Raw genomic sequence first — 15,358 nt, forward strand, 5'->3', positions numbered from 1 at the left:
ACGCCCTGGTCTCAAAGACCCCATCCAGATCAAACCCAAGAAGAACAACCGTCCAAGGGAATCGCACCATGCTCACGCGCCGCCATTTGATCGCGACCGCCGTCGCCGCGCCCGCCATCCTCCGCTTCGGTACCGGCACGGCGCATGCCGCGACCACGCTGAAGATCTCGCATCAGTTCCCGGGTGGCACCATCGACAAGGGCGATTTCCGCGATCGGCTCTGCCGCATGTTTGCCGCTGAAGTCGCAAAGCGCAGCAATGGCGATATCGCGGCCGAGATCTACCCGAACTCCTCGCTGATCAAGACCAACGCGCAGTTCTCGGCGATGCGCAAGGGCGCGCTCGACATCAGCCTCTATCCGATGCCCTACGCCGGCGGCGAGCTGCCGGAGACCAATATCGGCCTGATGCCCGGCCTCGTCACCACCTACGACCAGGGCCTGCGCTGGAAGAAGGAGCCGGTCGGCAAGGCGCTGACCGACTTCCTCGCCGACAAGGGCATCATCCTGCTCACCTGGGTGTGGCAGGCCGGCGGCGTTGCCAGCCGCTCCAAGCCGATCGTCGCACCCGAAGATGCCAAGGGCATGAAGGTACGCGGCGGCTCGCGCGAGATGGACATGGTGCTGCAGACCGCCGGCGCCTCGGTGCTGTCGGTGCCGTCGAACGAAATCTACGCGGCGATGCAGACCGGCGCCTGCGATGCCGGCATCACCTCCTCCACCAGCCTGATCTCGTTCCGCCTCGAAGAGGTGGCTAAATCGCTGACCTCGGGCGCGGGCGCTTCGTACTGGTTCATGCTCGAGCCGCTGATGATGTCGAAGGCGATCTTCGACAAGCTGCCGAAGAACCAGCAGGACATCCTGCTCACCGTCGGCACCGAGCTCGAGGCCTTCGGCCGCAAGGGTGCGCAGGATGACGACGTCGAGGTCGCCAAGGTCTACGAGAAGGCCGGCGCCAAGGTTTCGGCCCTCGATGCGGCGACCGTCGGCAAATGGCGCGATATTGCCCGCGACACCGCCTGGAAGGATTACGGCGCCAAGACCGCGACCGCGGCGAACCTTCTCAAGCTCGCCACCGACGTCGCGGCATGATCCACGGTCCGCTTCCGGATCGTGACGGCCCGGCAAACGCCGCCGCGGGCACAGGGCTCGCGGTGGCGCTCGATCGCGCTCTCGCCATCCTCAACAGCATGATCGTCGTGTTCGCAGCGATCGCGCTGATCGCGGCCTGCGCGATCCTGAGCTACAGCGTGCTCAGCCGCGCCTTGTTCAAGGCCGCCAATTACTGGCAGGACGAGGCTGCGGTATTCCTGCTGGTCGGCGCGACCTTCATGACGGCCGCCTATGTCCAGCAGAACCGCGGTCATATCGGCATCGAAGCCTTCGTCGGACTGCTCTCGCCGCTGGCAAACCGGATCAGGCTTTGGCTGGTCGATGCCGCTACGTTGCTGTTCTGCGCCTTCTTCACCTGGAAATCGTGGACGCTGGCGCATGAAGCCTATGTCGACGGCCAGGTCTCGAACTCGATGTGGTCGCCGCCGCTCGCCATCCCTTATACGCTGATGGCTCTCGGCATGAGCCTGCTCTGCGTCCAGATCATCGTGCAGCTTGCGCTGCCTCTCACGGGGGCCAAGCGGCCATGAGCGTGTTCGGTATCGGTCTCGCCTACGGACTGGCGACGCTGTTCGTGATGTTCTCGGGCATGCCCATTGCGTTCGCGCTCGGCGCGGTCGCGGTCGTGTTCATGGGCATCTACATGCCATCGGCTTCGCTCGATACGGTGACGCAGAACGTCTACGAGGAAATGGCTTCGATCACGCTGCTGTCGATTCCGCTCTTCATCCTGAAGGGGGCCGCGATCGGCAAGTCGCGCGCCGGCCAGGATCTCTATTCGGCGCTGCATGCCTGGCTGCACCGCGTGCCCGGCGGTCTCGGCGTCGCCAACGTCTTTGCCTGCGCGCTGTTCGCGGCGATGGCCGGCTCCTCGCCCGCGACCTGCTCGGCGATCGGTTCGGCCGGCATCCCCGAGATGCGCAAGCGCGGCTACTCCGGCGGTTTTGCTGCCGGCATCATCGCCGCCGGCGGCACGCTCGGCATCCTGCTGCCGCCCTCGATCACCATGATCCTGTTCGCGGTCGCGGCGGAAAAGTCGCTCGGCCGGCTGTTCCTCGCCGGCATCGGGCCCGGCCTGCTGCTGGTCACGCTGTTCGGGGTCTACGCGGTGTTCCGCTTCCGCCGGGAATATGCCGCCGCTGAAGCCGTCTACAAGAATGGCGGACCCGAAGCCGCAATTCTGGCCCGCGACGAGTACACGCTCGCCGAACGCTTCAGCGTGCTGCCGCGCGTGATCCCGTTCGTGCTGCTGCTCACCGGCGTCATGATCGCGCTCTATGGCGGCTATGCCACCCCATCGGAGACGGCCGGACTCGGCGGGCTGCTCGCGCTGGCGCTGATCGCCGCGATCTACAGCGTCTGGCGGCCGAGCGACCTTGCCCCGATCATGAAATCGACGATCCGGGAATCGACCATGCTGATGATGATCATCGGCATGTCGCTGCTCTATTCCTACGTGATGAGCTATCTGCACATCTCGCAGTCGGTCGCCGAATCCATCGTCGCGATGCACCTGCCCCGCTGGGAGCTGCTGTTTGCGATCCTCGTCATGGTCGTCGTGCTCGGCTTCTTCCTGCCGCCGGTCTCGATCATTCTCATGACCGCGCCGATCATCCTGCCACCCCTGCGTGCCGCCAATTTCGACATCATCTGGTTCGGCGTGGTCATGACCATCGTGATGGAGATGGGCCTGATCCACCCGCCGGTCGGATTGAACATCTTCGTCATCCGCAACGTCGCGCCGGATATTCCCCTGCGCGAGGTGATCTGGGGCACCCTGCCCTTCGTGCTGCTGATGATGCTCGCGGTACTGCTGCTGTGCTTGGTGCCGGAGATCTCGACCGGCTTGCCGGATCTCGTGATGGGACCGGACGGAAGCCGATAGCGGCAATCACAACTGCCGTAGGGTGGGCAAAGGCGCGCAGCGCCGTGCCCACCATCTCTTCATGACCTCGCTAGAAGCGGTGGGCACGCTTTGCTCACCCTACGAGCGCATCGATTACGGCTCGCTCTTCCGCCGTGATTTCGGTGCGATCGTGCTTCCGGCGACGACCTGCAACAGATCCTTGCGCACGGCCTCGATGTGCCGCTCCAGGAAGCGGCAGGCCTCATCCACCTTCTCCGCGCGGCAGAGGGCGATCAGATGGGCGTGCTCCTTTTCCGCAATGCCCATCGCCTTGGTGTTGGAGAGCTGAAGGCGCGTATAGCGGTCGCTGGTCTGGAGCAGCGACAGCACGATCGCCCGCGTCCGCGGCTGCGGGGCGTGGACATAGAGGGCCATGTGGAAGTCGGCGTTGAGCTGGCCCCAGTCACTGACATTGCGCGCCTTGATCGCCTTCTCGAACTGCTTGTGGATGCCATCGAGTCCTTCGAAATCTTCCGCCGTAAAACGCGGCGCCGACTGCGCCAGCAATCGCGGCTCGAGAATCCGGCGCAGGTCGAACACGTCGTTGATCTCGTCCAGCGACAGCTCGGAGACGATGGCGCCCTTCTGAGGGACGATGCGCACCAGGCCTTCCGCCTCGAGCTGGAATAACGCCTCGCGCACCGGGATGCGGCTGACGCCATAGGTCTCGCCAAGCGCATCCTGGCGCAGCTGCGATCCGGCCGGATAGGTGCCGTCGAGGATCGCCTGCCTGAGCTGGTCGACAATCGCAGCCGACAGGGTGCGATGCTTCAGAGGCTGTTTCATCTGACCTTCTGTTGTCCTTCCCGACTCACCCGGCCGACGCGGTCTCTCTCTTGCATGTTGCGGAGCCCGGCAAAAGTGAGTGCCCAGCAAACGCGCGTCCTGCCGCCGAAATGACCGCAATCTCCGTTTGACACCCAAAATGTATAAATTATACATTTGCCGAAAGCACGACAATTCTCTGGCTGTGGGGCCTCCTTCATGATCGAGCAGACGATGCCGGCCACGCGCGCATTCAGCGTCCGACGCTCGGTGATCCGCGCTTCCAGCGCCCTGCTCGCCGTCGAGCGCGTCGCGCTGATGGGCCTGATGTACGTGCTCACCGGCCTGATCCTGCTCAACGTCGTCACCCGCTATGCACGCTTCCCGATCTACTGGATCGATGAATCCGCCGTCTATTGCGTGGTCTGGCTGACCTTCATCGGCGCGTCCGCGATGACGCGGCTTCGGCTCGACTTCGCGGTGACGATGCTGACGGAACGGCTTTCGCTGCAGCACCAGAAGATCGCCAAGGTGATCTCCACCGGGCTAGTTGTCGTGTTCGGCGTCGCGCTGATCGTCACCTGCGTGCTCTGGATGGATCCGATCGGGCTCGCGCGCGCCGGCTTCGACGGGCGCAAGCTCGCCGCCGAAACCTTCAATTTCCTCTACACCGAGCACACCCAGACGCTGAACTGGCCAACCTGGGTGCTCTACCTGACGCTGCCGATCTTTGCGGTGTCGATGACGGTGCACGGCCTCGCCAATCTGCTGGAAGATCTCGAGCTGGTCCCGCGCACGCCGCCGAAGGGCTTTTCGCTCTCCGAACTCGACGGGGTCAATTGATGATCACGTCAGCCGCCTTCGTCGCAATCATGCTGGTCGGCGTGCCGATCGGCCTGTGCCTGTGCCTTGCCGGCCTGGTCTACATCGCAGCATCCGGCAATCCCGTGCTGTTCCAGTCCTATCCGCTCCAGCTGTTCGGCGGCGTCGACAGCTACGGCCTGATCGCGATCCCGCTGTTCATCCTGATCGGCGAGATCATGAATGGCGGTGGCATCACCCGGCGCATCGTCGACATGGCGATGGCCTTCGTCGGTTCACTGAAGGGCGGGCTCGCCTACGTCAACATCCTCGCCAACATGTTCATCTCCTCGATCCTGGGATCTGCGACCGCGCAGGTCGCGATCATGGCCCAGATCATGGTGCCGGAGATGGAGAAGAAGGGCTACGACAAGACCTTTGCGGCCGGCCTCACCGCCTATGGTGGCATGCTCGGCCCGATCATCCCGCCGTCGGTGATGTTCGTGGTCTACAGCGTGCTGGCGCAGGTCTCGGTCAGCGACATGCTGATCGCCGGCATCGTGCCGGGTGTCATCCTCACGGTGATGTTCTGCCTCGTCATCGCGCTGATGGGATACGTCTACAACTATCCGCGCGCCGACTATCAGACGCCGCGCCAGCGCGTCATGACGATCCTGCGGACGTCGCCTACCCTGCTGATCCCGATCGTGATCGTCGGCACCATCTTGGGCGGGCTCGCCAACGCGACGGAAGCCGCCGCCGTCGGCGCGGTCGCGGCAGCCCTCGTCGGAAAATACTGGACCAAGGAATTCGAGTTCTCGCAGCTGCCGCAGATGATGCTGCGCAGCGGCATCTATTCGGCGATCGTGCTGTTCCTGGTGGCGGCAGCAGCCGTCTTCTCCTGGGTCCTGATCTTCGGCAAGGTGCCGCAGGAAACCGCGGCCTGGATCCAGACCGCCGCCAAGGACCCGGTCAGCTTCATGCTGATCTGCAACGTGATCCTGCTGGTGATCGGCACGGTGATCGACGGCATTCCCGGCCTGATCATGACGGTGCCGATCCTGCTGCCGGTCGCAACCGACGTCTATCACATCGATCCCCGGCATTTTGGCGTCGTGGTGGTGATCAACCTCGTGCTCGGCCTGCTGTCCCCGCCGGTCGGCCTCTGCTTCTTTGTCGCGGCCGCCGTGACCGGGGCCAAGCCCGGCAAGATGTTCATGGTGACGCTGCCGTTCTTCGTCATCTCCTGCGTCCTCCTGGTGCTGCTCTCGCTATACCCCTCGCTCTCGCTGATCCTCGTCAAATAGTCCGTTCGAAAGGAAGCCCGACCATGCCGCTTTCACGCCGCCGCTTTCTCGCCGCCAGTGCCGCCGCATCGGTGTTTGCGCCGTCGCTGGCGCTCGCCCAGGCCAAGGAATTCCGCCTCGGCCTGATCACGCCGAACGGCCATTCCTGGAACAAGGCCGCCATTAAATTCGGCGACGAGCTCAAGGCCGCAACCAATGGCCGGCTGACCCTGACCGTGTTCCACTCCGGCCAGCTCGGCAACGAGCCCGCGATGATGCAGCAATTGCAGTCCGGCGCGCTCGACATGGGCTTCATCCAGGCCGCCGAACTCGGTTCGCGCGTGCCGCACATCGCCGCGATCAACGCGCCCTACATCGTCCGCTCGACGCCGGCGGTCGCGAAGTTCGTGCGGCATCCGGCAGCGGTGAAATTGTTCGAGGTGCTGCCGCAGGAGACCGGCACCATCGGCCTCGGATGGGGCATCACCGGCATGCGCGCGGTGTTCTCCTCCAAAGACCTGAATTCGCTCGCCGACATAAAGGGCATGAAGCTGCGCATCAACCCGACGCCGGTCTATCGCGATTTCTATTCCTCCCTTGGAGCTGCGCCGACGCCGATCCCGACGCCTCAGGTGTTCGACGCTATGGCCAACGGCCAGGTCGACGGCCTCGAGGCCGATCTCGAATTCTCCTGGAACCAGCGCTTCGACAAGGTGTCGAAAGTGATCCTGCAGATGAACGCTGTCTTCATGCCGATGGCGGCAGTCGTCTCCGGCCGGGTCTGGCAGTCGCTCCCCGCGGCTGACCGTGAGCTGATCACCAAGACGATCAAGGCGACGCTGGACGCGCAGATCGACGAGCTCGCCGGCAACGAGCCGGCGCTGATCGAGAACTTCAAGAACGCGCCGATCCCGATCCGCCAGGTCCCGGCCGGCGACACCGAGGCGGTCATCGCCGAGTTCGACAAGATCTGGCTGCCCAAGGCACCCGTCCTCGCCGAGCTGCGCAAGGTCGGCGCGACGCTCTGATCCCACCCGCCATCCTCTTTATCACGCCCGGCGGACCCAGCCCCCCGCCGGCAAGCTTACTTGGAGTCACATCATGAGCCGCCGCGTTTCCTGGGAAGGCGTCTTCCCGGCCGTCACCACGCAATTCCACGACGATCTCTCGCTCGACATCGACGCGACCGCCAAGGTGATGGACGGACTGATCCGCGACGGCGTCTCCGGCCTGATCGTCTGCGGCTCGGTCGGCGAGAACACCTCGCTGGAGCGCAAGGAGAAGGTCGCGATCATGGAGACGGCGAAGTCCGTCGCGGCCGGCCGCGTGCCCGTGCTGTGCGGTATCGCCGAATTCACCACGGCCTTCGCGGTCGACACCGCCAAGGAAGCCGCGCGGGTCGGCATCGACGGCGTGATGGTGATGCCGGCGCTGGTCTATTCGTCCAAGCCGCACGAGACCGCCGCGCATTTCCGCGCCGTCGCCAGCGCGACCGACCTGCCGGTGATGCTCTACAACAATCCACCGATCTACAAGAACGACGTCACCCCCGACATCCTGGTCACGCTCGCCGACGTCGAGACCGTGGTCTGCTTCAAGGATTCTTCGGGCGACACGCGGCGATTCATCGACACAAGAAACATGGTCGGCGACCGCTTCGTGCTGTTCGCCGGCCTCGACGACGTCATCGTCGAGAGCGTAGCGATGGGCGCCGTGGGCTGGGTCTCCGGCATGTCGAACGCTTTCCCGCGCGAAGGCGAGACGCTGTTTCGCCTCGCCAAGGCCGGACGCTTTGCCGAGGCGATGCCGCTCTACGAATGGTTCATGCCGCTGCTGCACCTCGACGCACGCCCGGACCTCGTCCAGTGCATCAAGCTGTGCGAGCACATCATGGGCCGCGGCACCGCGCTGACCCGCCCGCCCCGCCTCGCGCTGCTGCCGCAGGAGAAGGCCGAGGTCGAGGCGATGATGGCGAAGGCGCTGAAGAACCGGCCGCGCTTGCCGGATGTCGGGCTGAAGGCGGCGTAAGAGGCCTTACGCCGTCGCCCGCCTCTTCTTCGCATTCAACGCCGATGCCACGCGGCTCACCGGCGGCTTGCCCAGCACGCCGCTCATCGCGTTGGTCGCGGCCAGCAGCTTGTCCATGTCCACGCCGGTCCTGACGCCCACGCCCTCGAGCATGTAGACGACATCCTCGGTCGCGACATTGCCGGTCGCGCCCGGCGCGTAGGGGCAGCCGCCGAGGCCGCCGGCGGCGGCGTCGATGACACGGACGCCCTCCTCCAGGCCGGCATAGAGATTGGCGAGTGCCTGGCCGTAGGTGTCGTGAAAATGCATCGCAAGCTTGGCGGCGGGAATGTTGGCGCTCACGGCGCGCAGCATGTCTTTCGCCTTGGCCGGCGTGCCGACGCCGATGGTGTCGCCGAGCGAGATCTCGTAGCAGCCGAGCTCCCACAGCGTGCTGGCGAGATCGGCAACCGCCTTCGGCTTGATCTCACCGTCGAACGGACAGCCTAGCACGCAGGAGATATAGCCGCGGACCCTGACGCCATCGGCCTTGGCGCGCGCCAGCACCGGCTTGAACCGTTCGATGGACTCCGCGACCGTGCAGTTGATGTTGGCGCGCGAAAAGCCCTCGGAGGCAGCCGCGAACACGGAGACGACCTTCGCGCCGGCGGCGCGCGCGGCGTCATAGCCCTTCTCGTTCGGCACCAGCACGTGGAATTCGGCGCCCTTGATGCGGCTCACGCCGCGCAGCACGGCGTCGGAGCTTGCCATTTGCGGGATCGCCTTGGGCGAGACGAAGGCGCCGACCTCGACCGCATTCAGCCCGGCCGCCACCAGCGCCTCTATGAAGGCGATGCGGGCCTCAACGCTGACAGGTGTCTTCTCGTTCTGCAGGCCGTCGCGCGGCCCCATTTCGATGATGCGAACGGGATCGCTCATGATCTCACTCACCCGCCGGCTCGACCACGGCGAGCTCGACGCCTTCCTGGACGATGTCGCCGACCTTGCATTTGATCGACTTCAGGACGCCGGCATAGGGCGCGCGCAGCGTCTGCTCCATCTTCATCACCTCCAGCGTCAGGATCGGCGCGCCCTTCTCGAGCGTTGCCCCCTCCTCGGCGAGCACCGCGACCACCGTGCCCGGCAGCGGCGCCGCAATCTTGTCCGCGCCGGTCTGCTCCTCGGTCTCGCCGCCGAACGGATCGACCCAATGCAGGTCGAAACGGCCGTTGCGCGTGCGCAGATACAATTCGTGGCCGTCGATCACGGCCGCAACCTGCGACTTGACGCCATCGAGCGTCAGGTCGAAGCCGCCCTCCTTCGGCGCAATCGCGAACGCCAGCTCGCGGTCGCCGATCACAAGCGTCGACGGGCCGCTGCCGTAATTCAGCGTGACCTTCTGCTCCGTCCCAGGTCCGATGCCATGGCCCGCCCGGAAGACGAAATTGCGCTGCCGGCGGCCGACAGGCATCCAGCCAAAGGTCTGCCAAGGCGAACTCAAAGACGACGCCGCGTTTGCCTGCGCGGCCTGCTGCTCGTCGTTGATAACAGCGGCGACCGCGGCGCACAGCTCGAGCTCGCCGGGCGCTGCCGGGGCCGACGTCAGCACCGCCAGTTCGCGCTCGATGAAGCCGGTGTCGATCGCGTTTTTCCGCACCTTCGGATGCGTCATCAGCGCCGACAGGAACGGGATGTTGGTGACGATGCCGCGGACGTCCGACTCTTCCAGCCCGCGGTTGAGCCGCTCGATCGCGACATCCCGCGTCGGCGCCCACGCAATCATCTTGGCGAGCATGGCGTCGTAATACGGCGAAACGCTATCGCCCTCGCGATAGCCGGCGTCGATCCGTAGGCCCCCGCCTTCCGCCGGCAGACGCCAAGTCGAGATCCTGCCGACCGACGGCATGAAGTTCTTGGTCGGGTTTTCGGCATAGACGCGCGCCTCGACAGCATGGCCGCTGAGCCGGATCTCGTCCTGCTTCAGCGGCAACGCCTCGCCGAAGGCGACGCGCAGCTGCCATTCGACCAGGTCAATCCCGGTGATCAGTTCGGTCACGGGATGCTCGACCTGCAGACGCGTGTTCATTTCGATGAAGAACACGTCCTTGCCGTCGGAGACGAACTCGATCGTGCCGGCACCGACATAGTTCACCGCGCCCGCCGCCTTTCGCGCGGCGGCGCAGACCGTCTCGCGCTGGGCAGGATTGAGCGTCGGCGACGGCGCCTCCTCGATCACCTTCTGGTGCCGGCGCTGCAGCGTGCATTCGCGCTCGAACAGCGACAGCATATTGCCGTGGCTGTCGCCGATGATCTGCACCTCGATGTGGCGGGGATTATCGACATATTTCTCGATCAGCATGCGGTCGTCGCCGAACGCGGCCTTGGCCTCGCGCTTGGCGCTGACGATCGCGGGGCCAAGCTCGTCGGCCGAGCGTACGATGCGCATGCCGCGGCCGCCGCCGCCGGCGGAAGCCTTCACCAGGATGGGGAAGCCGGCCTTCTCGGCCGCCTTCGCCAGGGTCGCATCGTCCTGGGCATCGCCGTGATAGCCAGGCACCAGCGGCACGCCGGCCTTTTCCATCAGCGCCTTGGAGCCGGACTTCGAGCCCATCGCCGTCATCATCCCGGCGGTGGGGCCGACGAAGACGAGGCCAGCGTCGTAACAAGCCTGCGCGAACTCGGCATTCTCGGACAGGAAGCCGTAGCCGGGATGCACGGCCTCCGCACCGGTCTTGCGGGCGGCCTCGATCAGCCGCTCGACGCTGAGATAGCTATCGCGGGCCCGTGCCGGCCCGAGCAGCACGGCTTCGTCGGCAAGCGCGACATGCATCGCGTCGCGATCGGCCTCGGAATAGACCGCGACCGTGCGCAGGCCCATGGCGCGCGCGGTGCGGATGACGCGGCAGGCGATCTCGCCGCGGTTGGCGATCAGGAGCGTGCGAAAACGCCGGTAGAGCTTTGAGCGGTCCATCGCATCACATCCTGAACAGGCCGAATTTCGTGGGCTCGATCGGCGCATTCGACGCCGCCGAGAGGCCAAGGCCGAGCACGTGCCGTGTGTCGGCCGGGTCGATCACGCCGTCGTCCCACAGGCGCGCGGTGGCGTAGTAGGGATGCCCCTGGCTGTCATACTGCGCGCGAATGGGCTCGCGGAATTTATCTTCGTCTTCCTTCGACCAGCTATCGCCCTTGGCCTCGATATTGTCGCGGCGGACCTGGCTTAGCACCATGGAGGCCTGCTCGCCGCCCATCACCGAGATGCGCGCATTCGGCCACATCCACAGGAAACGCGGCGAATAGGCGCGGCCGCACATGCCGTAATTGCCGGCGCCGTAGGAGCCGCCGATCACGACGGTGAACTTCGGCACCGAGGCGGTCGCAACCGCGGTGACCAGCTTGGCGCCGTCGCGCGCGATGCCGCCGGCCTCATACTTCTTGCCAACCATGAAGCCGGTGATGTTCTGCAGGAACACCAGCGGAATGCCGCGCTGGCAGCACAGCTCGATGAAATGGGCGCCCTTGAGCGAACTCTCGCTGAACAGGATGCCGTTGTTGGCGATGATGCCGACCGGAAACCCCCAGATATGGGCGAAGCCGCACACCAGCGTCGTGCCATAGAGCTTCTTGAACTCGTCGAACTCGGAGCCGTCGACGACGCGCGCGATGATGTCGCGTACATCGAACGGCTTCCTGCCATCGACGGGCACCACGCCGTAGATCTCCTCTGCCGCGAACAGCGGATCGCGCGGCGGATGCATGTTCAGATTCGGCCGCGTGGACGGCTTCAGCGTGCCGACGATGCGCCGGGCAATGCCGATCGCATGGGCATCGTTCTGGGCGTAATGATCGGTCACGCCCGACTGCCGCGAATGCACGTCGGCGCCGCCGAGCTCTTCGGCACTGACGACCTCGCCGGTCGCGGCCTTCACCAGCGGCGGGCCGCCGAGGAAGATGGTGCCCTGATTGCGCACGATGATGCTCTCGTCCGACATCGCCGGCACATAGGCGCCGCCTGCCGTGCAGGAGCCCATCACGATCGCAATCTGCGGAATGCCTTGCGACGACATCTGCGCCTGGTTGTAGAAGATGCGGCCGAAATGCCGTTCGTCCGGAAAGATCTCGTCCTGCAGCGGCAGGAAGGCGCCGCCGGAATCCACCATGTAGACGCAGGGAAGATTGTTCTGCCGCGCCACGTCCTGCGCGCGCAGATGCTTCTTCACCGTCATCGGATAGTAGGTGCCACCTTTGATCGTGGCGTCGTTGGCGACAACAACGCATTCGCGGCCTGCGATGCGCCCGACCCCGGTAACCACGCTCGCCGAATGCACGTCACCGCCATAAAGGCCGTAGGCCGCGAGCGGCGACAGCTCCAGGAACGAGGTCCCGGGATCGACCAGGAGGTCGACGCGCTCGCGCGCCAGCATCTTGCCGCGCGCGGTGTGGCGGTTGCGCGAGACCTCGCCGCCGCCGCCGGCGACCTGGCTGAGCTTTTCGCGAAGATCGGCGACGAGGCCGCGCATGGATTCGGCGTTGCGCGCGAAATCCGACGAGGAAGGATCGATACTGGAATGAAGCGGCATGAGGTCCCGCGTTTCTGGTGACGTGATGAGAGGCCGCGACAGCGCGCGGAAGTTCTGTACGAGTGGAAGCCTAGGCCGTTTCCGCCATCAGTTCGCGGCCGATCAGCATGCGGCGCACCTCCGAGGTGCCGGCGCCGATCTCGTACAGTTTGGCGTCGCGCCAGAGACGTCCCACCGGGAATTCGCTGGTGTAGCCGACGCCGCCAAGCGCCTGGATCGCCTCGCCCGCCATCCACGTCGCCTTCTCGGCGGAATAGAGGATCGCAGCGGCGGCATCCTTGCGCAGTGTGCGCGCATGGTCGGCGCGGTCGCAGGCGCGGCCGACCGCATAGACATAGGCGCGCGTGGCCTGCCAGGTCGCGTACATGTCGGCGAGCTTGCCCTGCATCAGTTGGAAGTCGCCGATCGGCTGGCCGAACTGCTTGCGCTCGTGCATGTAGGGCACCACCGCATCCATGCAGGCCGCCATGATCCCGAGCGGGCCGCCTGAGAGCACCGTGCGCTCATAGTCGAGGCCGGACATCAGCACCTTGACGCCCTCGCCCACCTTGCCGAGTACGTTCTCCGCAGGCACCTCGCACTCGTCGAAGAACAGCGGATAGGTGTTGGAGCCGCGCATGCCGAGCTTGTCGAGATGCTGGCCGTGGGTGAAGCCCTTGAAACCCTTCTCGACCAGGAAGGCGGTCATGCCGCGCGGGCCGGCCTCCGGATCGGTCTTGGCGTAGACCACCAGCACGTCGGCGTCGCCGCCATTGGTGATCCACATCTTGGAGCCGTTGAGCACATAGCGGTCGCCGCGCTTGTCGGCGCGCAGCTTCATCGAGACCACGTCCGATCCCGCGCCGGGCTCGGACATCGCGAGCGCCCCGACATAGTCGCCGGAGATCAATTTTGGCAGATAGCGCTGCCGCTGCGCCTCGTTGCCGTTGCGGCGGATCTGGTTGATGCAGAGATTGGAGTGGGCGCCGTAGGACAGGCCGACGGCCGCGGAGCCGCGCGAGACCTCCTCCATGGCAACGATGTGGGCAAGATAGCCCATGTTCGAGCCGCCATATTGCTCCGGCGCGGTCATGCCGTGCAGGCCGAGGTCGCCAAGGCGCTTCCAGAGGTCGGCCGGGAACAGATTGGCCTTCTCGATCTCAGCGGCGCGCGGCGTGATCTCCGCCTCCACGAAGGCGCGCACGGTGTCGCGCAGCATGCTGATGTCTTCGCCCAGATCGAAGTCGATGCTCGGGATGTTCAAGGCGATTCCTCCGTCTTTTATCGCCCGAACCTACCTCCGTCCGGGCGCCCTGGCGGTCGAAAAGGTTGCATTTTCCGCCAAGTTTGGCGAGGATTTTTCATGCCTTTTCAAGCCGCCACCGCAACGCCGCGCCGTGCCGTGACCCCCGCCGCCTTCGTCCGCGGCGTGGTCGCCGCCTATGCCCGCTACGGGCGGGACGCGGCCGAGGCCCTGGGCAAGGGCCAGGTCACCGAAGACCTCGTTCATTCCGGGGACGGACGTATCACGGCGGCCCAGTTCGAGGCACTGGCCGGTCACGCCATGCGGGAGCTCGACGACGAGGCGCTCGGCTGGTTCTCGCGCCGGCTGCCTTGGGGAACCTATGGCATGCTGTGCCGCGCCTCGATCACGGCGCCCAATCTCGAAGTCGCTCTCAAGCGCTGGTGCCGGCATCACCGCCTGCTGACCGAGGACGTGCTGTTCGAGCTCGCGGTTGGCGACGAGACCGCGACCATCTCCATCCGCGAGCAGCGCGACCTTGGCCCGCTCCGCGAATTCTGCCTCGTCACCCTGCTCCGCTATGTGCTCGGCTTCTCCTGCTGGGCGGTCGATTCCGCCATCGCGCTGCGCGCGGCGGAATTTCCCTTTGCCGAGCCCGGCCATGTCTCGGTCTATCCGACCATCTTCTGCAAGAACCTGAGCTTCGATGCGGGCAGCGCCCGCATCGTCTTCGACAAGCACTATCTTTCGCTGCCGTTCACGCGCAGCGCGGCCGATCTCGACAGCATGCTCAAGGGCGCGTTGCGGCTGACCGTGCTGCCTTACAGGCGCGACCGGCTGCTGGTCGAGCGCGTTCGCCGCGTGCTTCGCAACGCGCGCGGCCGCAGTCTCGGCGCCGAGGATGTCGCAAGCGAGCTGGCGCTCTCCACCCGCACCATGCATCGGCGCCTGCGCGAGGAAGCAACCTCGCTGCGCGATCTCAAGGAAGAGGCAAAGTTCGAACTGGCAAAACGGGAGCTGATGCGTGGTCGTGCGCCGATCAAGCGCATCGCGGAGATCGCCGGCTTCCGCAACGAGAAGAGCTTTTCGCGCGCCTTCCGCAGCTGGACCGGCGCGAGCCCACGCGAGTTTCGCGGGCGCTATCGTTGAGTCCTGCAAGCGCGTACGGCCTCCGCGATCGAACGCAGAGGCCGCATTGTTACGCTAGTACCTATATTGGACTTAGTTCGAGTTGGTCTGGCCACCCGAACGAAGCTTGGTACGCGACTGCGTCTGCTTCGGCTGGAAGGCGAGCGCATCGTTGGTCTTCGCGCCGCCGGCCTGCGAGCACGAGCCGCCGATACCACCGGCCGCCTGCCGACAGGCTTCCATCGTCGGAAAGCCGCAACCGTGCGCGGCCTGGGCGCCATTGGTGATACAGTAGTCGTCGGCCCTGGCAGCCGGCGCGGTCATCACGAGAAACGCAGAGGCGAACAGCGTCGCAGCGGAGGCGACGAACGTCTTCGAGGTCGAGGTCATGTTGTCTTTTCCTGCTTGAGGGTCCCACAAAAGAATCCCCGGCATGCGACACATGCTGAGGTTCACACCTCGCATCTAGGCGGCGCACGGGCTCCGACAATCACGGATCAGCGCATTACCGGACTTCCCAAATCACATGTCACAGTTAGGTGAGTTACTAA

At 65.3% G+C, this 15,358-nt stretch carries 14 protein-coding genes; 8 read left to right on the forward strand and 6 right to left on the reverse strand.

Translation table 11 applies throughout. The features are described from left to right. Nucleotides 1-68: 68 nt before the first annotated feature. Genes FNV92_RS19090 through FNV92_RS19100 form a run of 3 tightly spaced genes read left to right on the forward strand, consistent with a single transcriptional unit; the run spans nt 69 to nt 2,997 of the window. Nucleotides 69-1,091, forward strand: a complete 1,023-nt coding sequence (locus FNV92_RS19090; RefSeq protein ID WP_015686246.1) for a TRAP transporter substrate-binding protein — start codon at nt 69-71, stop codon at nt 1,089-1,091. Beyond that, nucleotides 1,088-1,642 (forward strand): TRAP transporter small permease, encoded by a 555-nt coding sequence (locus tag FNV92_RS19095; RefSeq protein WP_143845079.1) that lies wholly within the window; start codon nt 1,088-1,090, stop codon nt 1,640-1,642. The genes FNV92_RS19090 and FNV92_RS19095 overlap by 4 nt, the downstream gene beginning before the upstream one ends. Beyond that, nucleotides 1,639-2,997: a TRAP transporter large permease gene (locus tag FNV92_RS19100; RefSeq protein ID WP_143845077.1), complete on the forward strand. Its 1,359-nt coding sequence runs from the start codon at nt 1,639-1,641 to the stop codon at nt 2,995-2,997. The genes FNV92_RS19095 and FNV92_RS19100 overlap by 4 nt, the downstream gene beginning before the upstream one ends. A gap of 114 nt (nt 2,998-3,111) precedes the next feature. Here FNV92_RS19100 and FNV92_RS19105 read toward each other — a convergent pair whose 3' ends face one another. Then, nucleotides 3,112-3,804: a GntR family transcriptional regulator gene (locus FNV92_RS19105; protein WP_143845075.1), complete on the reverse strand. Its 693-nt coding sequence runs from the start codon at nt 3,802-3,804 to the stop codon at nt 3,112-3,114. A gap of 213 nt (nt 3,805-4,017) precedes the next feature. Between FNV92_RS19105 and FNV92_RS19110 the strand changes: the two genes are divergently transcribed. From FNV92_RS19110 to FNV92_RS19125, 4 genes are all read left to right on the forward strand, one after another. Further along, nucleotides 4,018-4,626 (forward strand): TRAP transporter small permease, encoded by a 609-nt coding sequence (locus FNV92_RS19110; protein WP_143846270.1) that lies wholly within the window; start codon nt 4,018-4,020, stop codon nt 4,624-4,626. After that, nucleotides 4,626-5,891: a TRAP transporter large permease gene (locus FNV92_RS19115; RefSeq protein ID WP_015686251.1), complete on the forward strand. Its 1,266-nt coding sequence runs from the start codon at nt 4,626-4,628 to the stop codon at nt 5,889-5,891. Before FNV92_RS19110 ends, FNV92_RS19115 begins: the two co-directional genes overlap by 1 nt. A 23-nt stretch (nt 5,892-5,914) precedes the next feature. Next, nucleotides 5,915-6,898 (forward strand): TRAP transporter substrate-binding protein, encoded by a 984-nt coding sequence (locus FNV92_RS19120; RefSeq protein ID WP_143845073.1) that lies wholly within the window; start codon nt 5,915-5,917, stop codon nt 6,896-6,898. A gap of 73 nt (nt 6,899-6,971) precedes the next feature. Then, on the forward strand, nt 6,972-7,898 hold the full coding sequence (locus FNV92_RS19125; RefSeq protein ID WP_143845071.1) for a dihydrodipicolinate synthase family protein: 927 nt from the start codon (nt 6,972-6,974) through the stop codon (nt 7,896-7,898). A gap of 6 nt (nt 7,899-7,904) precedes the next feature. Here FNV92_RS19125 and FNV92_RS19130 read toward each other — a convergent pair whose 3' ends face one another. The 4 genes from FNV92_RS19130 to FNV92_RS19145 form a co-directional block, all read right to left on the reverse strand. Then, the gene (locus FNV92_RS19130; RefSeq protein WP_143845069.1) at nt 7,905-8,816 is read right to left on the reverse strand and encodes a hydroxymethylglutaryl-CoA lyase; all 912 of its coding nucleotides are present in this window, start codon (nt 8,814-8,816) and stop codon (nt 7,905-7,907) included. Between the two features lie 4 nt (nt 8,817-8,820). Next, entirely contained in the window at nt 8,821-10,848 is a 2,028-nt protein-coding gene (locus FNV92_RS19135; RefSeq protein ID WP_168213642.1) for an acetyl/propionyl/methylcrotonyl-CoA carboxylase subunit alpha, read from the reverse strand. Between the two features lie 4 nt (nt 10,849-10,852). Next, complete coding sequence (locus tag FNV92_RS19140; RefSeq protein ID WP_143845065.1) at nt 10,853-12,457, reverse strand: carboxyl transferase domain-containing protein; 1,605 nt, start codon at nt 12,455-12,457, stop codon at nt 10,853-10,855. A gap of 70 nt (nt 12,458-12,527) precedes the next feature. Beyond that, on the reverse strand, nt 12,528-13,655 hold the full coding sequence (locus tag FNV92_RS19145; RefSeq protein WP_143846269.1) for an isovaleryl-CoA dehydrogenase: 1,128 nt from the start codon (nt 13,653-13,655) through the stop codon (nt 12,528-12,530). A gap of 144 nt (nt 13,656-13,799) precedes the next feature. Between FNV92_RS19145 and FNV92_RS19150 the strand changes: the two genes are divergently transcribed. After that, the gene (locus FNV92_RS19150) at nt 13,800-14,828 is read left to right on the forward strand and encodes an AraC family transcriptional regulator (RefSeq protein WP_143845063.1); all 1,029 of its coding nucleotides are present in this window, start codon (nt 13,800-13,802) and stop codon (nt 14,826-14,828) included. A 72-nt stretch (nt 14,829-14,900) separates the two neighbouring features. On the opposite strand, the gene FNV92_RS19155 is transcribed toward FNV92_RS19150, so the two are convergent. Beyond that, nucleotides 14,901-15,197 (reverse strand): DUF3551 domain-containing protein, encoded by a 297-nt coding sequence (locus FNV92_RS19155; protein WP_015686259.1) that lies wholly within the window; start codon nt 15,195-15,197, stop codon nt 14,901-14,903. Nucleotides 15,198-15,358 lie beyond the last annotated feature (161 nt).

Origin of the sequence: Bradyrhizobium cosmicum, assembly GCF_007290395.2 — a bacterium.
Classification (GTDB): Bacteria; Pseudomonadota; Alphaproteobacteria; order Rhizobiales; family Xanthobacteraceae; genus Bradyrhizobium; species Bradyrhizobium cosmicum.